Origin of the sequence: Clostridium drakei, assembly GCF_000633595.2 — a bacterium.
GTDB lineage: Bacteria > Bacillota > Clostridia > Clostridiales > Clostridiaceae > Clostridium_AM > Clostridium_AM drakei.
On sequence record NZ_JIBU02000023.1, the window covers coordinates 390,711 to 411,218 of the forward strand.

General features: G+C 29.1%; 22 protein-coding genes. 4 read left to right on the forward strand and 18 right to left on the reverse strand.

Annotation, left to right across the window (positions count from 1 at the left end; genetic code table 11):
* Positions 1–133: 133 nt before the first annotated feature.
* The 12 genes from EG57_RS0213680 to EG57_RS0213735 form a co-directional block, all read right to left on the reverse strand.
* The gene (locus tag EG57_RS0213680) at positions 134–2,137 is read right to left on the reverse strand and encodes a methyl-accepting chemotaxis protein (RefSeq protein WP_032077744.1); all 2,004 of its coding nucleotides are present in this window, start codon (positions 2,135–2,137) and stop codon (positions 134–136) included.
* A 121-nt stretch (positions 2,138–2,258) separates the two neighbouring features.
* On the reverse strand, positions 2,259–2,873 hold the full coding sequence (locus tag EG57_RS0213685; protein WP_032077745.1) for a hypothetical protein: 615 nt from the start codon (positions 2,871–2,873) through the stop codon (positions 2,259–2,261).
* Between the two features lie 166 nt (positions 2,874–3,039).
* Positions 3,040–3,375, reverse strand: coding sequence for a phosphoribosyl-ATP diphosphatase (gene hisE, locus EG57_RS0213690; RefSeq protein ID WP_032077746.1), 336 nt, complete (start codon positions 3,373–3,375; stop codon positions 3,040–3,042).
* Between the two features lie 29 nt (positions 3,376–3,404).
* Entirely contained in the window at positions 3,405–3,749 is a 345-nt protein-coding gene (gene hisI, locus EG57_RS0213695) for a phosphoribosyl-AMP cyclohydrolase (protein WP_032077747.1), read from the reverse strand.
* Positions 3,750–3,814: 65 nt separating this feature from the next.
* Complete coding sequence (gene hisF / locus EG57_RS0213700) at positions 3,815–4,576, reverse strand: imidazole glycerol phosphate synthase subunit HisF (RefSeq protein WP_032077748.1); 762 nt, start codon at positions 4,574–4,576, stop codon at positions 3,815–3,817.
* Between the two features lie 24 nt (positions 4,577–4,600).
* Positions 4,601–5,665, reverse strand: coding sequence for a histidinol-phosphate transaminase (hisC, locus tag EG57_RS0213705; RefSeq protein WP_032077749.1), 1,065 nt, complete (start codon positions 5,663–5,665; stop codon positions 4,601–4,603).
* Positions 5,666–5,734: 69 nt separating this feature from the next.
* Positions 5,735–6,448, reverse strand: a complete 714-nt coding sequence (gene hisA / locus EG57_RS0213710; RefSeq protein ID WP_032077750.1) for a 1-(5-phosphoribosyl)-5-[(5-phosphoribosylamino)methylideneamino]imidazole-4-carboxamide isomerase — start codon at positions 6,446–6,448, stop codon at positions 5,735–5,737.
* 15 nt (positions 6,449–6,463) lie between these two features.
* A complete protein-coding gene (gene hisH / locus EG57_RS0213715) occupies positions 6,464–7,075 on the reverse strand; it encodes an imidazole glycerol phosphate synthase subunit HisH (RefSeq protein ID WP_278246472.1) in 612 nt (203 codons plus the stop codon).
* Positions 7,076–7,085: 10 nt separating this feature from the next.
* On the reverse strand, positions 7,086–7,670 hold the full coding sequence (hisB, locus tag EG57_RS0213720; protein WP_032077752.1) for an imidazoleglycerol-phosphate dehydratase HisB: 585 nt from the start codon (positions 7,668–7,670) through the stop codon (positions 7,086–7,088).
* Positions 7,671–7,687: 17 nt separating this feature from the next.
* Positions 7,688–9,007 carry a histidinol dehydrogenase gene (hisD, locus tag EG57_RS0213725; RefSeq protein ID WP_032077753.1) on the reverse strand — a complete coding sequence of 440 codons (1,320 nt, stop codon included), beginning with the start codon at positions 9,005–9,007 and terminating at the stop codon, positions 7,688–7,690.
* 47 nt (positions 9,008–9,054) lie between these two features.
* Positions 9,055–9,717 (reverse strand): ATP phosphoribosyltransferase, encoded by a 663-nt coding sequence (gene hisG / locus EG57_RS0213730; protein ID WP_032077754.1) that lies wholly within the window; start codon positions 9,715–9,717, stop codon positions 9,055–9,057.
* Positions 9,718–9,745: 28 nt separating this feature from the next.
* A complete protein-coding gene (locus EG57_RS0213735; RefSeq protein ID WP_032077755.1) occupies positions 9,746–10,921 on the reverse strand; it encodes an ATP phosphoribosyltransferase regulatory subunit in 1,176 nt (391 codons plus the stop codon).
* A 222-nt stretch (positions 10,922–11,143) separates the two neighbouring features.
* On the opposite strand from EG57_RS0213735, the gene EG57_RS0213740 reads away from it, so the two are divergent.
* Positions 11,144–11,347 (forward strand): cold-shock protein, encoded by a 204-nt coding sequence (locus EG57_RS0213740; RefSeq protein WP_032077756.1) that lies wholly within the window; start codon positions 11,144–11,146, stop codon positions 11,345–11,347.
* Between the two features lie 117 nt (positions 11,348–11,464).
* On the opposite strand, the gene EG57_RS0213745 is transcribed toward EG57_RS0213740, so the two are convergent.
* The 5 genes from EG57_RS0213745 to EG57_RS0213765 all read right to left on the reverse strand — a co-directional run bounded on the left by EG57_RS0213745 (position 11,465) and on the right by EG57_RS0213765 (position 16,420).
* Positions 11,465–12,631 carry a MalY/PatB family protein gene (locus EG57_RS0213745; RefSeq protein WP_032077757.1) on the reverse strand — a complete coding sequence of 389 codons (1,167 nt, stop codon included), beginning with the start codon at positions 12,629–12,631 and terminating at the stop codon, positions 11,465–11,467.
* 1 nt (position 12,632) lies between these two features.
* Positions 12,633–13,850 (reverse strand): M20 metallopeptidase family protein, encoded by a 1,218-nt coding sequence (locus EG57_RS0213750; protein WP_032077832.1) that lies wholly within the window; start codon positions 13,848–13,850, stop codon positions 12,633–12,635.
* Between the two features lie 265 nt (positions 13,851–14,115).
* On the reverse strand, positions 14,116–14,955 hold the full coding sequence (locus tag EG57_RS0213755) for a transporter substrate-binding domain-containing protein (RefSeq protein WP_032077758.1): 840 nt from the start codon (positions 14,953–14,955) through the stop codon (positions 14,116–14,118).
* 43 nt (positions 14,956–14,998) lie between these two features.
* The gene (locus EG57_RS0213760; protein ID WP_032077759.1) at positions 14,999–15,664 is read right to left on the reverse strand and encodes an amino acid ABC transporter permease; all 666 of its coding nucleotides are present in this window, start codon (positions 15,662–15,664) and stop codon (positions 14,999–15,001) included.
* The gene (locus EG57_RS0213765; RefSeq protein WP_032077760.1) at positions 15,665–16,420 is read right to left on the reverse strand and encodes an amino acid ABC transporter ATP-binding protein; all 756 of its coding nucleotides are present in this window, start codon (positions 16,418–16,420) and stop codon (positions 15,665–15,667) included. It abuts the gene before it with no gap.
* 376 nt (positions 16,421–16,796) lie between these two features.
* Between EG57_RS0213765 and EG57_RS0213770 the strand changes: the two genes are divergently transcribed.
* Positions 16,797–17,438 (forward strand): lactate utilization protein, encoded by a 642-nt coding sequence (locus EG57_RS0213770; protein ID WP_032077761.1) that lies wholly within the window; start codon positions 16,797–16,799, stop codon positions 17,436–17,438.
* 47 nt (positions 17,439–17,485) lie between these two features.
* Here EG57_RS0213770 and EG57_RS0213775 read toward each other — a convergent pair whose 3' ends face one another.
* Complete coding sequence (locus tag EG57_RS0213775; RefSeq protein WP_032077762.1) at positions 17,486–18,163, reverse strand: Crp/Fnr family transcriptional regulator; 678 nt, start codon at positions 18,161–18,163, stop codon at positions 17,486–17,488.
* A 112-nt stretch (positions 18,164–18,275) separates the two neighbouring features.
* Here EG57_RS0213775 and EG57_RS0213780 point away from each other — a divergent pair, with 112 nt between their 5' ends.
* On the forward strand, positions 18,276–19,019 hold the full coding sequence (locus EG57_RS0213780) for an ATP-binding protein (protein ID WP_032077763.1): 744 nt from the start codon (positions 18,276–18,278) through the stop codon (positions 19,017–19,019).
* A 198-nt stretch (positions 19,020–19,217) separates the two neighbouring features.
* Positions 19,218–20,453, forward strand: coding sequence for a glycosyltransferase family 4 protein (locus EG57_RS0213785; protein WP_242859855.1), 1,236 nt, complete (start codon positions 19,218–19,220; stop codon positions 20,451–20,453).
* Positions 20,454–20,508 lie beyond the last annotated feature (55 nt).

Here is a 20,508-nt window from a genome sequence, read left to right on the forward strand (position 1 = left end):
TTTAAATCACTGCTTCCTTTATAAAATCATATTTCAATTAAATTTTACACTTTCATATAAAAAAAATAAAGCGAAATAATTTAAAACATTTAGCCAGTGATTAATTTTCACTGGCTAAAGTTCAAAACAAATTTTAATTAATTTTAAAATTTTTAACTGCAGCATCTAATTCTTCTGTTAATTTATTCAATTTTTCTGCAGATACTAAAACTTCACTAAGTCCACTAGCTTGTTCCTGTGATGATGCACTAACTTCTTCTGTAGACGCTGCTGTATCTTCAGAAATTCGTGCTAAATCAGAGAAGGTTTCTACCATAGCTTCTCTATTTTTGCCAATTACCTCTAGTTCATAACCTACCTTTTCTATACTACTTCTAAGTAATTTCGAATCACTTTCAATATCCTTAAATGATGAATTAGTTTCATTTACACTATTTCCTGTTTCCATTCCTATTTCTGAAGAATAATTAATTTTATCCAAAACAGCTTTAACACCACTTCCAATTTTGTTTACTATAGCATTAATTTCTTCTGCTGATTCTCCAGATTGCTCTGCTAACTTTCTTACTTCTTCTGCTACTACTGCAAAACCTTTCCCAGCATCACCAGCTCTAGCTGCCTCTATACTAGCATTTAATGCAAGTAAATTAGTTTGTTCTGTTATTTGTTTTATAGTTTCAGTTATCTCATTAACCTTTTTAGAATTTTCAGCAAGTACATTTACTTCTTCCAAAACTTCTTCATTGGATTTAGTCGTTTTATCAAAATTAATTACTAACTTATTTATATTTTCTAAACCCTTTTCTGTAGAAATTTTAACTCTACTAGATGCCTCTAACATATGTTTTGAATCATCCAAGCATCCTTTTACTTTTTCTCCTAAAAGTTCAGCTAATTTAAAGCTTTCATCTACATTTTCTGCTTGATTTGAAGCTCCATTAGCAATACCTTGTATTGATTTGGCTATTTCCTCTCCTGCACCAGTAGCTTGTTGACATATACCAACCATAGCTTCTGTAGATTCTTTTATACGCTTAGAACTCTCAACTGTTTCTTTAATTATTTCTACCACTTCACCTATCATTAAATTCAAGGATTTTGTTATAGAATCTATTTCTATGCTGCAATTCAGATTTTCATCTATTTTCTCTGTAAAATCTCCCTTGCTAAGCTTAAACAACCTTTTTTCAATATTCTCTACAGGCTTAGTAATAGATTTAGAAAATAAGTTTCCAATTATTACTGCTAAAATGATTACTATTAATGCTATAATAAGTATCATTTTTATAATACTATTTATTTTTGAGTTAAACTCTGTCTCAGGTATAAAACCAAGTACTTTCCATCCAGTTTCAGCATTTTTCAGACTATATACAAAATAATTTGTACCATTTATCTTTTCAAATACTCCTGCTTTTCCTGAATTAGCAACATCATTTATCCATTTTTGATCTTTAGCATTTTTTCCAATAAGTGAAGAATCTTTATGCGCTATTATCGTTCCTGTTCCATCAATTACTGATACATAACCTGAATCACCAATTTTTGAATTAGCTACTTGTTGAGCAATTTGAGTAAGTTTTATATCTATTCCAGCTACCCCTATAACTTGTCCACTAGTAGCATCTTTAATTGACTTTACATAACTTACTACATATTGACCTTTATTAAAGGCATCTTCATAAGGATCTGTAAGAACTATTTCTCCATTTTTAGATACCCCTTGTGGATACCATGGTCTCTTTCGTGGATCATAACCCTGTGGCAAATCCTGCTTAGGTTGTACAAGCATTCTTCCATCACTTACACCTAGATAGGCAGCACTTACTTCTTTATGACTTTGTGCATAAACATTATTAAAATCAAGAATTGAGTTAGCAGCATTAGTATCTTTAAGTACATTTTGATTATTAGTATTCTTAGATATCATGTCAACTGACTCTCTACTGCTTTGATCAACAGACTTAATTGTTTCATCTATTTTTCCAAGAGTAGTGTATAAATAATCATTAAAAATATTGTTAAAATTTTTCTTTACGTAATAATAATTAAAAAAAGCTATAATACATTGAGGTATTATTGCCATAAAAATTAATATTGCTATAATTTGTGTGTGAAGCTTCATTTTTCCTTTCATAAACCTTACCCCCATAATTACTAAACAAAATTTTCACTTACTATAAGCATATTACGAAGCAAAACTTCGCAAGCTAAGAATTAGTAGTGAATTGTACTGATACTATAAGCAATGTATTTTTTTACCCTTCATTGGAGTCTATATACATACACACATCAGCAAAATTTGAAATTAAATCAGCAATTCTTTGTACAGTTTCTTTAGTATTACCCTTTAATAAATCTACTGCTAACTCTTCATTATGTGATATGAACTGATAAACATTTAAAGTTATATAGTCTCTAATTTTAAAATATAAGTAATCTTCCTCTAAAGCAATGATTCTTTCAGGCAATTCTGTAATAGACGTATATCTTTCTATAAATGCTAAATCATCTTTGTCTAAATTTTTGCCATCTTTAAACATTATTTTTCCATTTTCTATAATAGTTTCAGACTGCTGTTCCATATAAGCAATAATATCATTAATTTTACTTGGTTCTGGAATTTTTTCTTCTTTTCCCCATGCATACATTATATCTAATTGCTTATTCCAAAGATTTCTAAAATAAATGAGTTCTGTCTGCAAATAAACTGAATATTCTTTTTCATCTTTTACCTTTTCCTTTTTATCTCTTAATATATTATAGATACTTTCATGCCAATAATTTTTAGCTGTTATTACTGGTTTTGCCGATAATTCTACTAATTCCGATATTATTTCAGTTTTGTCTTTATCTTCAGAATTTTTTACCATTTATAATTCCCCCTACACTTATTATATATATTTCTATTTCATTTTTATTTTTATATTTACATAATATCACATTTTTTTGAATTATCGTATAATTTTTTATTTTATTTTTAATAAAATTTTATGACCTAAGATCTTATACTCAATCTTAGGTCATTAATACTAACTCCTAATGTATACTTTGTACTTCTTTTCTTTCTGGTTTTTTATTACATATTTTTTGTCTTCTCTTTTCAAGCTCTGTCATTATATCTTCTATTTTTATTCCCTGCTGTACCATTAAAACTACAATATGATAAAATAAATCACTTATTTCATAAACTGTTTCATCTTTACTATTATTTTTAGCTCCTATTATAACTTCAGCTGTTTCTTCTCCAACTTTTTTTAAAATTTTATCTACACCTTCTTTAAAAAGATAACTTGTGTAAGATCCTTCTATTGGATTTTCCCTTCTATCCTCTACTATTTCATAAAGTTGTTGTACTATGTTTTTTAATTCCATTTTTATTTCCCCCTTTTAAATTATTTTTTTTAAATGGAAACATTTCTATAAAAACAGGTTCTGTTCCCTGTATGACAAGCAGCTCCTATTTGCTCTACTTTTATGAGAAGAGTATCCTCATCACAATCCACATAAATGGCTTTTACATATTGATAATGTCCCGATGTTGCTCCTTTATTCCAAAATTCACTTCTAGACCTACTCCAAAACCAAGTAGTTCCAGTTTCCAGAGTCTTTCTTAAGGATTCTTCATTCATATAAGCAAGCATAAGTACTTCATTATTTTTAAAATCTTGAACTATTGCAGGAATTAATTCATTACTAAAGTTTAATTTTGTAAAATTCACCTTATCTACTTTTTCTAAGTCTTGCATAATGTTACCTCTTTGCTATAATAAATCTTTCCTAAATTGTTTATTCAAAATAACTAATATATAATTTAATCCCTTATTTCTATATTTTTTTCCTTTAAATATTCTTTAACTTGTTTTATACTTAGTTCCCTATAGTGGAAAAGCGAAGCAGCTAATGCTGCATCTGCACCTGAATTAGCAAAAACTTCATAAAAATGTTCTAAAGTTCCACAGCCTCCTGATGCTATTACAGGTATGTTTACGGCCTCTGTTATAGCCTTAGTAAGCATTATGTCATATCCAGCCTTTGTTCCATCTGTATTCATACTTGTTAAAAGTATTTCACCAGCTCCAAGACCTTCTGCCTTTTTCGCCCACTGTACAGCATCCAAACCTGTATCTATTCTTCCACCATTTATAACAACATTCCAACCTGTTTTATTTTCTCTCATCTTAGCATCTATAGCTACTACCACACACTGACTTCCAAATCTATCTGCTGCATTTTTTATAAGCTCTGGATTTCTTATTGCTGCTGAGTTCACAGATACCTTGTCAGCACCTGCTCTTAAAATGTTTTTAAAATCCTCTAAATCTCTTATACCACCACCAACTGTAAGAGGTATAAATACTTTTTCTGCTGTTTTTCTAACCACATCTATCATAGTCTTTCTTCCTTCATGTGTAGCAGTTATATCAAGAAACACAATTTCATCTGCACCTTCCTTGTTATAAGCTTCTGCTATACTTACAGGATCACCTACATCCTTTAAATTTACAAAATTAATTCCTTTTACTACCCTGCCCATATTTACATCTAAGCAAGGTACTATTCTCTTTGTAAGCAAAATTGTCACCTCTTTTTGTATTTATTAAATCTCATCCATAATTTCTTGTAGCTTTTCAATGAAGAAGTCCATTTCTTCATCTGATCCTATACTTACTCTTAAATAATTATTTATTCTTTCTTTATTGAAATATCGTACTAACACACTTTTTTCTCTTAGCTTAGTAAATAAATCACTAGCAGCATAATCCTTATGTGTTATGAAAATGAAATTAGCTTTTGAAGGTATTACATTAAATCCTAAAGAATTTAATTTTTTTACAATCCTCTCTCTTGTATTTATTACCTTTGATACACACTCTGTAAAATACTCTTTATCCTTTATGGCTGTCACTGCTGCTGCTGCTGCCACCCTATCTATGGTATAAGAATTAAAAGAATTTTTCACTCTATTTAATCCTTGTATAAGTTCTTTATTGCCCATAGCAAAACCTACACGAATTCCTGCTAGTGACCTTGATTTAGAAAGTGTTTGTACTACCAAGAGGTTATCATATTCTTTTATAAGTCCAACTACTGAATTCCCACCAAAATCTATATAAGCTTCATCAATTATAACTACTTTATTAGAATTGTAATTTAAAATTCTCTTTATAGAATCTGTATCAAGACATTTTCCTGTAGGTGCATTAGGATTTGGGATAATTACTCCTCCATTTTTTTCTGCAAACTCACTAACTGGTATAGAGAAATCATTTTCTAATCTTGCAAGCCTATAATTTAAATTATATAATCCAGCATAAACAGGATAAAAGCTGTAACTTATATCAGGAAAGATAATAGTCTCATTAGTGTTAAAAAAAGTTAAAAATGAAAAAGCTAAAACTTCATCAGAACCATTTCCTATAAAAATTTCATCTTTGCTTAAATTATAATATTCTGCAATAGCTTTTCTAAATTCATCACAATCAGGATCTGGATACAATCTCAAATCTCCATTAGCTGCATTTTTTATCGCTTCTAATACTTTAGGTGATGGAGGATATGGACTCTCATTTGTATTCAATTTTATATATTTTTTATCCTTAGGCTGCTCTCCGCAGACGTAAGGTTCTATACTTTTCGTAATTTCACTCCAATACTTACTCATAATTCAAAACTTCCTTCACTATTATTATTTTCACCCAGCTTTTGCAAATACAAAATTTTAATAATTAATCTATTTGCAAACCTTTATAGCTTCTTTCAAATCTATATTTTCGGAATATATAGCCTTACCTGTGATAGCTCCATAAATGCCCATTTCACTTATAGTCTTTAAATCTTCTATACTTTTGATTCCACCAGAAGCTATTATATTGCAGCTTACACTATTTTGTATTTTGCTTAATTGTTCTAAATTAGGTCCTTGAAGTGTTCCATCTTTACTTATATCAGTAAAAATGATAGTTTTAACTCCTATTTTCTCCATTTCCTTTGCAAAATCTATGTAATCTATACTGCTTATATTCATCCAACCATCTACAGCTACTTTTTCATTCTTAGCATCTATTCCTACTGCTATCTTTTCTCCATGTTTTTTAACTGCTTCAGTTACTAAATTAGGATTGTTTAAGGCTGCTGTACCCAATATAACTCTACTTATTCCCTTAGTTATGAGATAATCTATCTTTTCCATATCCCTTATTCCGCCGCCAACTTCTATAGGTAATTTCACTTTATCTATTACATCTAAAATCTTATCTATATTCTTCATAGAACCTTTAACCGCTCCATCTAAATCTACCATATGAATATATTCTGCCTTGCAAGCCTTAAATTCCAATGCCGTTTCCACAACATCCTTAGCTACTACTTCAGAAGAATCCATTTTACCTTGATATAGCCTTACACATTTTCCATCCTTTAAATCTATAGCTGGAAGTATTATCACTAAAAACACCTCTTTCTAAATCAAACTAGCAAAATTTTTAAGAATTTTTATACCTACATCTCCACTTTTTTCTGGATGAAACTGTGCTCCAAATAAATTGCCTTTGCTTATAACTGCTGGTACATCTATTCCATATTTACTTGTAGCATTCAATATTTCTCTTTCTTCTATCTCTGCATAAAATGAATGAACAAAATACACATAACTTTCTTCATTTATTCCCTTAAGTAAAGCACATTGTCTTTCCATTTTAAGGCTATTCCATCCCATATGAGGTATTTTTATGTCTCCATACATCTTTTTTATAGTTCCTTCAAAAAATCCTAAACCATCACAATCTCTTACTTCTTCTCCTTTTGAAAATAAAAGCTGCATTCCAAGACATATGCCAAGAGTAGGTATTCCTTTATCAACAACTTCTTTTAATGCCTTATCTAGAGATTTTTCTTTTAAATTTTCCATAGCATCAGGAAAAGCTCCTACACCTGGAAGAATGACACCATCACTTTTTAGTATTTTTTCTATATTTGAAGTTATTGCAGCTTTCTCCCCTATATATTCTAAAGCCTTTTGAACACTTCTTAAATTTCCCATTCCATAATCTATAATTGAAATCAATATATTCACACCTCTTTCACTATAAGCTTCCTTTTGTAGACATAACTCCTTTTATTCTTTCATCCTTCGTAACTGCTTCTTTTAAAGCCTTACCAAAAGCTTTAAATAAAGCTTCAATCATATGATGACTATTTTTGCCATAAAGTATTTTTTCATGAAGAGTTATACCTGCATTAAAAGCCACTGCTCTAAAAAATTCTTCTACTAGCTCTGTATCCATTTCTCCAACTCTATATGAATTAAATTCAGCATCAAAGACTATATATGGTCTTCCACTTATGTCCATAGAAACCATAGCTAAAGCCTCATCCATAGGAAGAAATACTGTTCCATATCTTTTTATACCACTCTTATCTTCTAAAGCTTTTTCTATACATTTTCCAAAAGTTATACCTACATCTTCAATAGTATGATGTGGATCTACATAAAGGTCTCCCTTTGCTTTTATCTTAACATCTATTAATCCATGCTTTGACATAAGACATAGCATATGATCAAAGAATCCTATACCTGTATCTATATCATATTTTCCGCTTCCATCTAAATTTATCTCTATACTTATATCCGTTTCTGAAGTTTTTCTATCTATTTGTGCTGTTCTCATACTACCACCTTCTATGCTTAATTTTTTGAAATTATATTATCTTCCATCCTTACCTTTATAGAATTCGCATGAGCTGTAAGTCCCTCAGTTTCAGCTAATTTTATAACCTTATCACCTACATCTAACAAAGCTTCTTTTGAATAACGTATAAAACTACTCTTCTTTACAAAATCATCTACTGAAAGAGGTGAAAAAAATCTAGCTGTTCCACTAGTTGGAAGCACATGATTAGGTCCAGCTATATAATCTCCTAATGGTTCTGGTGCAAAATATCCAAGAAATATTGAACCTGCATTTTTTACATATCCTAAACTTAAAAATGGATCTTCTATACATAACTCTAAGTGTTCTGGTGCTATATCATTTGACATTTCAATAGCTTTTTCTATACTATCAACAACTATAATAGCTCCATAATTTTTAAGAGAATGCAATATTATATCCTTACGACTTAAATTTTCTACCTGTATCTTTAATTGCTCTTTTACCTCTTCTGCTAAGTCTTGTGAAGTTGTTATTAATATTGAAGATGCTAACTTATCATGTTCAGCTTGAGACATTAAATCTGCTGCTACATATTTGGGATTAGCATTTTCATCCGCTATAATCAATATTTCACTAGGTCCTGCTATCATATCTATATCTACATTCCCATAAACACTTTTCTTCGCCATAGCCACATAGACATTCCCAGGTCCTACTACTTTATCAACTCTCTCTATACTTTCTGTTCCAAAGGCTAATGCCGCAACAGCTTGAGCTCCTCCTACTTTATAAATCTTATCTACACCAGCTATATCTGCTGCTACTAAAATATTAGGATTTATACTTCCATCCTTTGATGGAGGAGTTACCATAGTTATACTACGTACTCCAGCCACCTTAGCTGGAATTGTATTCATAAGCACTGATGATGGATAAGCTGCAGTGCCTCCAGGAACATATATTCCTATCTTTTGTAATGGTCTTATCTGTTGCCCCAATACAACTTCATTTTCATTTGTAATCATCCATGAATTTCTTTTCTGTTTTTCATGAAAAAACTTTATATTTTTTACAGCTAAATTTATAGCATCAATAAATTCTTTGTCTACATTTTCATAAGCCTCATCTATTTCTTTTTTAGTTACACAAATGTTTTTTGTATCTATATTTTTACTATCAAACTGATTCGTATAAGAAATTAAAGCCTCATCACCTTTTTCTTTTACATCTCTGAGGATTATTTCAACTCGCTTAGTTACTTCTTGATGTACTGACTCTTCTCTATTTCGCAAGCTTTTCAAAAAATCTTTGCCAGCTTTTGTATTTCCAGATATGGTATTTATAATACTCATGTTTATTACCTCCAAAGTTATGAATTAAAAACATATTAAATTAAACTCTATTGCTCTAATACTAGTTCTCCTAATTTCATCTCGGTTTGAAGTAAATCCACTATTTCTTCTATTTCATTTTTCTTCATTTTCATACTAGCTATATTTACTACCAATCTTGCACTAATGCTACATATGTCTTCATATACAACTAAGCCATTTTCTTTTAATGTGTTTCCTGTTTCAACTATATCCACTATGGCATCTGCTAATCCTAATATTGGAGCTAATTCTACAGAGCCTTCTATTTTTATAATTTCTACATCCTGACCCATTTTTCTAAAATAATTTCTAGCTACATTAGGATATTTTGTAGCTATTTTTTTTCTGTTATATCCTTCATAAAAATTTGAATTTTTAGGTCCTGCAACTGCAAATTTACATTTTCCAAACTTTAAATCCAACACTTCATAAAAATTTCTATTTTGCTCTAACAATGTGTCCTTTCCAACTATACCAATATCCACTACTCCATGTTCCACATAGGTAAGCACATCTGGAGCCTTTACTAGAACAAAATCTATATTAAATTTATCATTATGAAATATTAACTTTCTTCCCTTATTCATTAGATCACTGCAATCTATACCTGACTTATGAAATATATCTACAGCACATTTTTCAATTCTGCCCTTTGTTAAAGCTATTTTAATTGTTTTTCTATTTACCATATTAAACGCTCCATTTCCATAATCTGTTCTAAACTATAATAAACTCCATTCTCTTTTCTTCCGCATACTCTTCAGCTTCTTTTTGAGAATCAAATAAACTTAATTCTGCAATACTACCCTCTTCTCTAAGTTTTAAAGCCTTGTCATAAGCTTTCTTAAAATCTACATTCTTATAATAAATTAAAATCTTTTTTACTTTACTTTCATTAATTTGTCCACAATTTTCTAATGCACTTATAATACTATCTACATTTACTGCAAAACCAGTGGCCTCTTGCTGTTCACCAAACTGTTTTATTAAGTTATCATATCTTCCTCCACTTAATATGTTTCCTCCAACACCTTCTGCATATCCTCTGAAAATTATTCCCGTATAATAATTTAAGTAATGCACCATACCCAAATCTACAGATACATAATCTCCTAATCCTGCGTCCTTTATTATTTCATATACTGATTTTATATCATTTATCGCTTCTAATGCTTTTTCGTTATCTGTAAAAGTATAAACCACATCTAGTATGTCCATATTTCCAAATAATTTTGGTAATTCCTTTAATATTTTTAATGTATCTTTATTCATATTATTTCTATTTTTATCTAAAAGCTCACTTAAAGCTGTAAAGTTTTTATTTTCTATATATACTCTAAGTTTTTCTTTTTCTTCATCATCTATATCCACGTTTTCTATTATGGCTTTAAAAAATTCAGCATGACCAAGCTCTACTTTAAAATCTTCTACTCCGCAATTTATTAAAGCTGTTATTCCTGTAATTATAGCTTCTGCATCAGCTTTTAAATTTTTAACTCCAATAATTTCAATACCTGACTGAGTAATTTCACTATTTTTTCCATTTAAACTTTCATTTACTCTATAGACATTCGATGTATAACATAATCTCAATGGATGGGTAACTTCTTTTAACTTTGTAGCAGCTATTCTAGCTATAGGGGTTGTCATATCCGGTCTAAGTACTAATATTCTTCCATGATTATCAAATAGCTTATACATTTTTTCTTGAGCTAAAGTAGAACTTTCTCCACTAAAAACATCATAAAACTCCAAAGTAGGAGATTTAACTTCTAAAAATCCACTGCATGTATAAGTTTTTCTAAGTATATTTTCTATTTCCACTTTCCTTGTACACTCTTCAAATAATGTATCTTTTGTTCCTTCTGGAATATATCTTTTCCAACTTATCATATATTTCACTTCCTCATTTTATTGCGTTATCAATTTATCATGCTAAATTGCTAAATTTTCATAATGCTATTGTAACAACTTATATTGAAAAAATCAATACCTAAAAAAAACTTTTATTAATTTAAAAGCTCTTAACTTCATAATTCTTACGTATTATTAATTAAATAATGCGCATAATAAAAAGACATAATAACTTTATTAAAAATTTGGAGGTTTTTTATAATGCTAACAGGTGTAGTAAAATGGTTCAACGATGAAAAGGGATTTGGTTTTATATCAGGAGAGGATGGAGAAGATGTATTTGTTCATTATTCTGCTATAAAAGAAGAAGGAAAGAGAAAAGATTTAAATGAAGGGCAACAAGTTAAATATGATGTAATAGAAACACCAAAAGGACTTCAGGCCTCAAATGTTCAAAAAATGTGATTATAACAACACAAAAAAATAAAGGGATACTTCATTATAGTATCCCTAAATTAGCTTACATATTTTTAAAAGGATAAAGATCAAAATTCTTTATCCTCATTAATTTTATTTATTGCACTATTTATTCTTCATTATCTGAATTTCACGTATGATTTGATTAACTGCTTTAGTTACATTTTCTTTAGAAGTAGCAATATTCATTCTTACATAATTATTAAATCGTTCCCCACCAAACCATTCTCCAAAATCTAGAGCCAACTTACATTTTTCTTTAATAAATCTTTCAGTATCTTCACCGTTTATATATCTGCCTAAATTAATCCAAATCAAATAAGTTCCTTCTAATGGGGATATCTCTACAAGTGGTAATTCTTTATTAAAGGTTTCTTTAACATATAAATAATTTTCACGAATTTGATTTAATATTTCTTCCAACCATTCTCTTCCGTTTTCATAAGCACTTTGTACTGCAATATATCCAAAAGTATTTCCACTTGGAATACGGATACGTTGTACAAAATTATCAAAAGCTTTAAGAATTTCAGGATTTGAAATAATAACAAATGAATTTTTGCATGCAGCAAGATTAAAAGTTTTAGTTCCAGCTGTAAGAGTAATAATAGAATCATAATCACTAATAGACGCAGTTGGAATATGCTCATTTTTATCAATTATAATATCCTGATGAATTTCATCTGAAATCACTTTCACATTATGTTTTTTACAAATGTTTACAAGGCCCTGAAGTTCATTCTTTTTCCAAACCCTACCGACAGGATTATGTGGTGAACAAAGAATAAATAATTTTACATTATTTTCTATAATTTTATTTTCGAAATCTTTAAAATTAATAGTATACCTTCCATGTTCATTAACCAAATCACTTTCTATCAATTTTCTGTCATTATTTTTCACAGCATCTAAAAACGGATAATAAACAGGTGTTAAGACAATAACTGAATCATTTTTTTCTGTTAATATCTGTATAAGCCAATTAATAGCTGGTACAACACCTGGAGAATATCGAATGTGCTCTTTGTTAACTTCATAGTTGTGATAAGTTTTTTCCCAATTAATAAAGGATTGTTTATAACCTTCTGGTTCTTTATAGTATCCTAAAACTCCAAATTCTAAATATTCTTTGAGTTTGTTAATAACACAATCACATATTTGAAAATCCATATCTGCTACCCATAAAGGTAGTAAATCTTTCTCTCCAAACATAGGTTCCAATCCATCCCATTTTGTACTATCTGTTTGTTTTCTTTCAATATACTTTAGCAAATTAATTCCCCCCAATATTATTATTCATAAAAAAACTAATAGCTGTATTTGAAAGTACAGCTGCAACAGTTCCTAATATATTTTCATCTATGCAAAAATTAGAACTATGCAAACTAAAAGTTCCTACTTTATTTTTTGGTGCACAGCCTACAAAAAAGTAAACTGATTTAACCTTTTGAGAATAATGATAAAAATCTTCCCCCCCAAGATTACTCTCCTCTAACATTTCTACATTTTCTTTTCCTACAATTTCTTCTGATGATTTTTTAAAAATTTTACTGTAATACTTATCATTGATAACAGGCTCAACTCCATGATAACATTGTACAACTACTTTTGCACCATTAGCTTCTGCAATATGCTTTGAAATTTCTTCTACCCACTGAACCATGGACTCCATTCCATTCAAAGTAGCATGTCTTAATGTTCCTCTTAATATACATTCATTTGGTATGATATTTCCCTTATCTGTAGGACCAGCATGAATAGAACCAATTGTTAGTACTGATGCATCAGAAGGTTTCATTTTTCTAGATATAATTTGTTGTAGGCTCATATAAATCTGATTTGCAACAGCAATAGGATCTACACAATCTTGTGGCCATGAACCGTGTCCACCTTTTCCAATTACCCTAATAGATAAAGGTCTAGCAGCTGAAAATGCATTCTTTTCAGGAATAATTATTTTTCCAGTATCATATTGAGGAAACCCATGTGCACCTAATACAATATCTACCTTTGGGTTTTCTAACACCTTTTCTTCAACCATTTTTTTAGCACCAGCTGCAATTTCTTCAGCTGGTTGAAAAACAAATTTTACAGTTCCTGAAAAACTTTCTTGTAATTGAGTTAAAATCATCGCCGCACCTAATGTCCAAGTTATATGTGCATCATGACCACAAGCATGCATTTTTCCTTTTTCTTTTGAACAATATGTCAAATTATTATTTTCTTCAATTGGAAGAGCATCTATGTCAGCTCTTATCATTACACACTGATTGCTTTTACCCTTTTTCCCACATAAAGTGGCTATAATGCCAGTTCCTCCAGCATATCCAGTTGAAATCTTCATACCCTTTAATTTTTTTAACTCACTTATAATCATTTCTGAAGTTTGATATTCTTCAAATGCTAATTCTGGTATTGCATGCAAATCTCTTCTAATTTTAATTAATAAATCTTGTATTTCTTCTGAAATGTTTCTTATTTTACTATTCATAATTCTATTTACCTCATAAACAGAGCTATTTGCATCAAATGTAGACATTCTATAATCATCACTTATTAAATTAATAATTCAATTTTTAAATTTTATAACACTCTAAATTAAATGCAAATATCGACTATATTTGAAAATTCTCACTTATTGATGTACCCGCTCTAATATTTTTGGCTTTAAATCAAATATTAGAGCGGGTAGTCTTTAAATAAAGGTAGTTTAATCCTACCTAAGTTATATTCACAATTTTTAATATTTATAAGTATTAGTTAGCAATTTTAGCGTCCTTTGGTTTTTCACTAAAGTCCATACCGTACCATTTTTGATATATCTTTGTAAGTGTACCATCTTTCTTCATTTCTTGAATAGCTTTTGTAACAGCTTTATTTAATTTTTCTGAATTAGCATTGCCTTTTACAAATGGATATGCCTTTGCTCCAACTGTAACATTTTCTTCAACCATTCTTGCATTAAGAAATCCATTTTTGATTTTATATGCTGCTTCACCTGCAGAGAAAATCATAACATCAACTTTTCCTTGACGGAAAGCTTCATCTAACAATTCTGAACTATCATATGTAGCTAATTTAATATCAATTCCTTGATCTTTAGCGATTTGTTGAAATAAGTTTCCTCCATTTGAACCTGCTGAAAATCCACAAGTCATTCCAGATACATCTTTTAATTTTTTAATATTAGTTTTATCTGAGTGCACAATTAACTTTTCTGGAATATATGCATATGGTTCTGAAAAATCATATTTATCCTTTCGTTTAGCATTAATTGTAATAGTATTTCCTACTGTATCAGCTTTACCAGAATCCAAATATCCAAATAAAGTATTAAATTCACCTGTTACAAATTCAACTTTAATGCCAGTTTTTGCAGAAATAGCATTCCAAATATCAACTTCATGTCCTTTATGTACTCCATTTTCTACGTATGAATTAGGTACTGAAGATGCACCAGATGCTACAATAATTTTTGTAGGTTCTTTACTTTCTTCTTTCTTTTGAGAATCATTTTTTGTACTTCCACATGCAGTAGCACCAAAAATCATGCAAGCACATATTGCAAATGAAAGTATTTTCTTAATATTTTTCATATTTCTCCCCCTTATTTTTTAATAGATCTATATAAATTTATTTTTAACAAAATTTTTGAATTCTCTTTTCCAATAATTTTTGAATTTTTTCTACAAAAACAACAATTACTAGATAAATTAAAGTTACACACAAATATGCTTCAAAAAAACGAAGTGTTAATGCCGCCTCCATTTTTGATTTTGCCATTATATCTGCAAGTCCTACTGTAAATCCTAATGCAGATCCTTTAATAATACCAATAAACTGATTTCCAAGAGAAGGTAGTGCTACAACAAATGCTTGTGGTAAAACTACACGCATCATTGTCTGATATTTTGTCATACTCATAGAGTAACAAGCTTCTAGTTGTCCTACTTCTACAGATTCTAAAGCCGCTCTTAAAGTTTCTGCCATAAAAGAAGCTGTATTCAATGTAAGGGCAATTACAGTTGCTTGAAATGCTGTCATAGATTTTAATGCTGGAATTACACAGGGAAGACCAAAATATAGCATAAATAACTGTGCTACAAGTGGTGTTGCTCTAAAAAATGTAATATATACACCAAATATCTGGGATAGACCCCCTATTTTATAATATCTAACAATTGATATTATAACAGACAGCAATAATGTAAATATTAGCGATATTAAAGATATTTCAATTGTTAATTTCAATGATGGTAAAACAATTGGAAATAGCTTAATAAACCATTGAAAATCAAAATTCATTTATTTATCCCCCATACTATTTGCAGTTACTGTATTCACAAATTTTCTAATTCTCTCATTTGTACAATTTTCAAATATTTCTTTAGGAGTTCCCATTCCTGCAATATAACCATCTTCTAAAAAGATCATTTTATCAGCAACCTCTTTTGCAAATTTCATTTCATGAGTTACAATCAACATTGTTTTGTTATGTTCTGCTGCCAATTGTTTAATTACAGTTAACACTTCTCCAACTAATTCAGGATCTAAAGAAGATGTAGGTTCGTCAAATAAAATCACATTTGCATTCACAGCCATGGCTCTTGCAATTCCTATTCTTTGCTGCTGCCCACCAGACATTTCTTTTGGATATGCATCCCTTTTATCTAAAAGTCCTACTTTTTTAAGTAAGGCAATAGCTGTCTCTTCAGCTTCCTTTTTACTTTTCTTTTGCACTGTTACCATAGGTTCCATGATATTTTGAATAGCAGTTTTATTTTTCAATAAATTATAATTTTGAAAAACCATAGATGTTTTTTGCCTTAATTTATAAATATCTTTCTTAGAAGCAATTTTAGCATCTACAGTAAAACCATCTATTGTAATTCTACCTTCTGTAGGCTTTACTAAAAAATTAAGACAACGAAGGAATGTAGATTTGCCTGTACCTGATGGGCCAATCAATACTATAACCTCACCTTTTCCTATCTCAATATTAATATCTTTTAAAATAACAGATTGTCCAAATTGCATTTTTAAATGTTCAATCTTAATCATTTTTTATGTTTCACCTACCCTTCTATGTATTAGTAAACATTTGCCAAAAGCAAGGAACATATTCTTACATTATGATATCTTATTACTTATTTATTCATTGTTTGACAATTATCTTCAAATGTCATTATATTATTGCACATTGATTACTGTCAATTAATTATCATATTATTAAATGTTCGTCATTTCAATCATAAATAATACTTATATCATTATATACAATATTGAATCATATAAAGTTTTAATTATAATAGTATCAAACTCATAGTTTCATTATTAACACTTACATAAATCTTTGAACTTTCTTTATATATTGAAAAATAAACATAAGTTTCATATACTATATTTAAGCACAAAATAAATTTTGGGGGTGTATTAAGTGGATAAAAATAATGAATGGGTCGTAGACCAGAAAATTAAAAGAACCATGAATGCCTTAGAAAAAAATAATATGGAAGCCTATTTTGTAAAAAATGAAGAAGCTTTGATGAGTAAAATAAGTGAATTTGTAAAGGAAGGAGACACTGTATCCGTGGGCGGATCTATGACTCTTTTTGAAACAAAAATTATTGACTTCTTAAGGTGTGGTAAGTTCAATTTTCTTGATAGATATGAAGAGAATTTAAAACCTGAAGATATAAAAAATATTTTCAGAAAAACCTTTATGGCAGATGTATACTTTGTAAGTAGTAATGCTGTTACTGAGCAAGGTGAATTATACAATGTAGATGGTAATGGTAACAGAGTAGCTGCTATGCTTTATGGACCAGATAAGGTCATTGTAATTGTAGGCATAAACAAAATTGTAAGCAGTTTAGATGAAGCTATAGAACGTAATAAAAATTGTTCAGCTCCAGCTAATGCAAAAAGATTAAATAAAAATACTCCTTGTACTAAAGTAGGATATTGTATGGATTGCAGTAGCAATGAAAGAATATGCAACGACTATGTACTAATAAGAAGACAAGGTCAAAAAGGAAGAATAAAAGTCATAATAGTTGGTGAAAACTTAGGATATTAAAATTTAAAGACTATCCCAAATTTCTATTTTTGAGATAGTCCTCTTACTTAAAAAAGACTATTCTCCAAAAGATTCAAATCTAAAATTTCAATCTTATTTTTTTCAAAATCTAATATTCCCTCATCTTTCATATTAACTAATTCTCTTGATAATGATGGACGTGGTATTCCTAATTGCTCTGCCATTTCTTTTCTTGAACACTTCAAAGTTAAAGTTAAGCTTTTTTGTTTTGAATGCTCCTCCAAAATCAAATTTGATATTTTTTGTCTTATTGTCTGCAGCGACACATTTTTCAATTTTTTATTTAACATTAATATTTTATTAGATAAAAGAGTCATAAAATTGTTTAAAAATGCAAAATTTAAATTACAAAGTTTTAAAATATTTTCTTTAGATATAAATAAAATTTCAGTTTTCGAGGAAGAAACAATAGTTGCAGGATATACATTTTGATTTGAAAATATTATAACTTCACCAAAAATATGTGATTCTTCTATTTTAGTAATTGTAACTACTTTCCCAGATTCATAAATATTTTGTACTTCAACACTTCCAGTTATGACAATTCCTAAATTAGAACAATCAGAACCTTCCACAGCTACAACTTCTCCTTTGCTGAAGGATTTTTTTCTATAATCTATATTATTTATCATATTTTTTATATCTTCTTTAGAAAAACTTTTAAAAATTATACATCTACTTAACACTGATAAAAAATCATTCATTTTTTTACTCTCCATTAATTTTTTATTTTTTGTAACATAAGTTACAGAACATTTTATTAAATTTTAATATAATAAAAGCATAAAATCAAGATAATATTAGGAGGAAACAATAATGAAAAGAAAAATAGTTAGCATAGATGAAAAAAAATGTAATGGATGTGGATTGTGCGTTGAAGGTTGCCATGAAGGTGCTATTGAACTTATAGATGGTAAAGCTAAACTAGTAAGTGATGAATATTGTGATGGACTTGGTGATTGCCTACCTCAATGTCCAACTGGTGCAATAGAAATTATTGAAAGAGAAAGTAAAGAATATGATGAAGAAGCTGTAAAAAAGAGAATGGCTGTAAAAGCAAATGAAAAATCTTCTTGGAAGTCAATGCCTTGCGGATGTCCAGGAACTATGGCTAAAAAAATCGAAAGAAAGACTTTAAATGTTGCTAATAATAATGTTGTTAAAGCAAAAGAAATTAGTTTAGATATACCTATGCAATCTCAACTATCTCAATGGCCTGTTCAACTAAAATTAGTTAATCCTAATGCACAATATTTTAAAAATGCAAATCTTTTAGTTGCTGCTGATTGTACTGCTTATGCTTATGCAAACTTTCACAATGACTTTATTAAAGATCACATAACAGTAATTGGATGTCCAAAACTTGATGATAATGAATATTATAAAGAAAAATTAACAGAAATTCTAAAGAACAACAATATAAAAAGCATAACTGTAGTGAGAATGGAAGTTCCATGCTGTGGAGGCATTATAAGTGCTGTAAAAGAAGCAATGCTTCAAAGCCAAACAATTGTACCTTATAAAGAAGTTACAGTTTCTAGTGATGGAAACATATTATAGTTTGATATTTTTAGATAACAATCATAGTCTATGAAAATAAAACATCCTTATGTTATAATGTATGAGATTACAATAGGCATAAGGGTGTTTTTTATATACAGCACCTTTTTATAATTAATAACTCAACTTTCACAATTTTAAAAAATGCAAAGCATTTTTTAAGGACAATTGACAGTGAATGTAAATTTAATTAGGCGGGTGTTAAATTTGAAAAAAATACTACATATAATAGCTCAAAGGCCTGAAAAGACAGGCAGTGGTACATATCTTCAAGCTTTAATAGAGCAAGGAGAAAAAAAGAACTATTCTCAAGCTGTAATAGCAGGCATCCCTGCAAATGAGCCTAATGAATATTTTAAAACAAATGTTAAATTTTATCCTGTACTTTTTGAAACAGAAAATCTTCCTTTTCCTGTAGTAGGTATGACAGATATAATGCCTTATAAAAGTACTATGTATAAAAATTTAAATGATGATATGATAAATAAATGGAAAAATTCTTTTTCCAAAGTGCTTACAAAATCAGTAATAGAATTTAAACCTGATATAATAATAACTCATCATTTGTGGATACTTTCAGCAATGGTAAAAGAAATGTTTCCACTTATAAAGACAATAGCAATATGTCATGGCACAGACTTAAGGCAAATGGATTTAGTTCCTAATTTTAATAATTATGTATCTAAACATTGTAGAAATATAGACAATATACTTGCTCTACATGAAAATCAAAAAAATGAGATAATAAAAAGATATCAAATAGACAAAAATAAAATTACTGTAGTTGGAGTTGGATTTAATCCAAATATTTTTTATACTAATGATACTGAAAAAAACATAGATAAGATAAAACTCATTTATGCTGGAAAATTAAATTTTGCAAAAGGAATCCCTTCCCTTATAAAATCTTATAATAAACTAGATATAGATAAAAATTCTATAGAGCTTATTTTAGCAGGCTCTGGCACAGGCAGCCAATTTAAAGCAATTGAAAAAATGGCTGAAGAAAGCAGATTAAAAATAATACTGAAAGGCTCAATTCCTCAAAATGAATTATCAAAACTCTTTAGAGAAAGTCATATTTTTGTATTTCCATCCTTTTTTGAAGGACTCCCTTTAGTATTAACTGAAGCTCTTGCATCTGGCATGTTAATAGTAACTACAGACTTACCTGGTGTTAAAGATTTCTTTGGAGATTACATTAACAAAAAAGGGCTAATAGAATATGTTAAAATGCCTTCCCTGAAAAGTTTAGATGAACCTTTTGAAGAAGATTTACCTAACTTTGAAAAGGAATTTTCTAAGGCTATAGAAAATCAATTAAAAAAAATTAAAAATGAATACTATAAAAAAGACCTAAAAGTAAAAAAAGTTATAGATACTATGTCTTGGGAAGGTGTTTTTAATAAAATAGAGAATTTATTTAATTCATAGTTTACTTCAATATTGCTCATTGTGTACAACTTATTTTCATGCAATGAGCTTATAT

What these genes read in the sequence shown, in the direction of transcription:
- EG57_RS0213680 (WP_032077744.1), bottom strand. Translation starts at nt 2,137, where the DNA reads ATGAAAGGAAAAATGAAGCTTCACACACAAATTATAGCAATATTAATT.
- EG57_RS0213685 (WP_032077745.1), bottom strand. Translation starts at nt 2,873, where the DNA reads ATGGTAAAAAATTCTGAAGATAAAGACAAAACTGAAATAATATCGGAA.
- hisE (WP_032077746.1), bottom strand. Translation starts at nt 3,375, where the DNA reads ATGGAATTAAAAAACATAGTACAACAACTTTATGAAATAGTAGAGGAT.
- hisI (WP_032077747.1), bottom strand. Translation starts at nt 3,749, where the DNA reads ATGCAAGACTTAGAAAAAGTAGATAAGGTGAATTTTACAAAATTAAAC.
- hisC (WP_032077749.1), bottom strand. Translation starts at nt 5,665, where the DNA reads ATGAGTAAGTATTGGAGTGAAATTACGAAAAGTATAGAACCTTACGTC.
- hisB (WP_032077752.1), bottom strand. Translation starts at nt 7,670, where the DNA reads ATGAGAACAGCACAAATAGATAGAAAAACTTCAGAAACGGATATAAGT.
- hisD (WP_032077753.1), bottom strand. Translation starts at nt 9,007, where the DNA reads ATGAGTATTATAAATACCATATCTGGAAATACAAAAGCTGGCAAAGAT.
- hisG (WP_032077754.1), bottom strand. Translation starts at nt 9,717, where the DNA reads ATGGTAAATAGAAAAACAATTAAAATAGCTTTAACAAAGGGCAGAATT.
- EG57_RS0213735 (WP_032077755.1), bottom strand. Translation starts at nt 10,921, where the DNA reads ATGATAAGTTGGAAAAGATATATTCCAGAAGGAACAAAAGATACATTA.
- EG57_RS0213740 (WP_032077756.1), top strand. Translation starts at nt 11,144, where the DNA reads ATGCTAACAGGTGTAGTAAAATGGTTCAACGATGAAAAGGGATTTGGT.
- EG57_RS0213750 (WP_032077832.1), bottom strand. Translation starts at nt 13,850, where the DNA reads ATGAATAGTAAAATAAGAAACATTTCAGAAGAAATACAAGATTTATTA.
- EG57_RS0213755 (WP_032077758.1), bottom strand. Translation starts at nt 14,955, where the DNA reads ATGAAAAATATTAAGAAAATACTTTCATTTGCAATATGTGCTTGCATG.
- EG57_RS0213760 (WP_032077759.1), bottom strand. Translation starts at nt 15,664, where the DNA reads ATGAATTTTGATTTTCAATGGTTTATTAAGCTATTTCCAATTGTTTTA.
- EG57_RS0213765 (WP_032077760.1), bottom strand. Translation starts at nt 16,420, where the DNA reads ATGATTAAGATTGAACATTTAAAAATGCAATTTGGACAATCTGTTATT.
- EG57_RS0213775 (WP_032077762.1), bottom strand. Translation starts at nt 18,163, where the DNA reads ATGAATGATTTTTTATCAGTGTTAAGTAGATGTATAATTTTTAAAAGT.
- EG57_RS0213780 (WP_032077763.1), top strand. Translation starts at nt 18,276, where the DNA reads ATGAAAAGAAAAATAGTTAGCATAGATGAAAAAAAATGTAATGGATGT.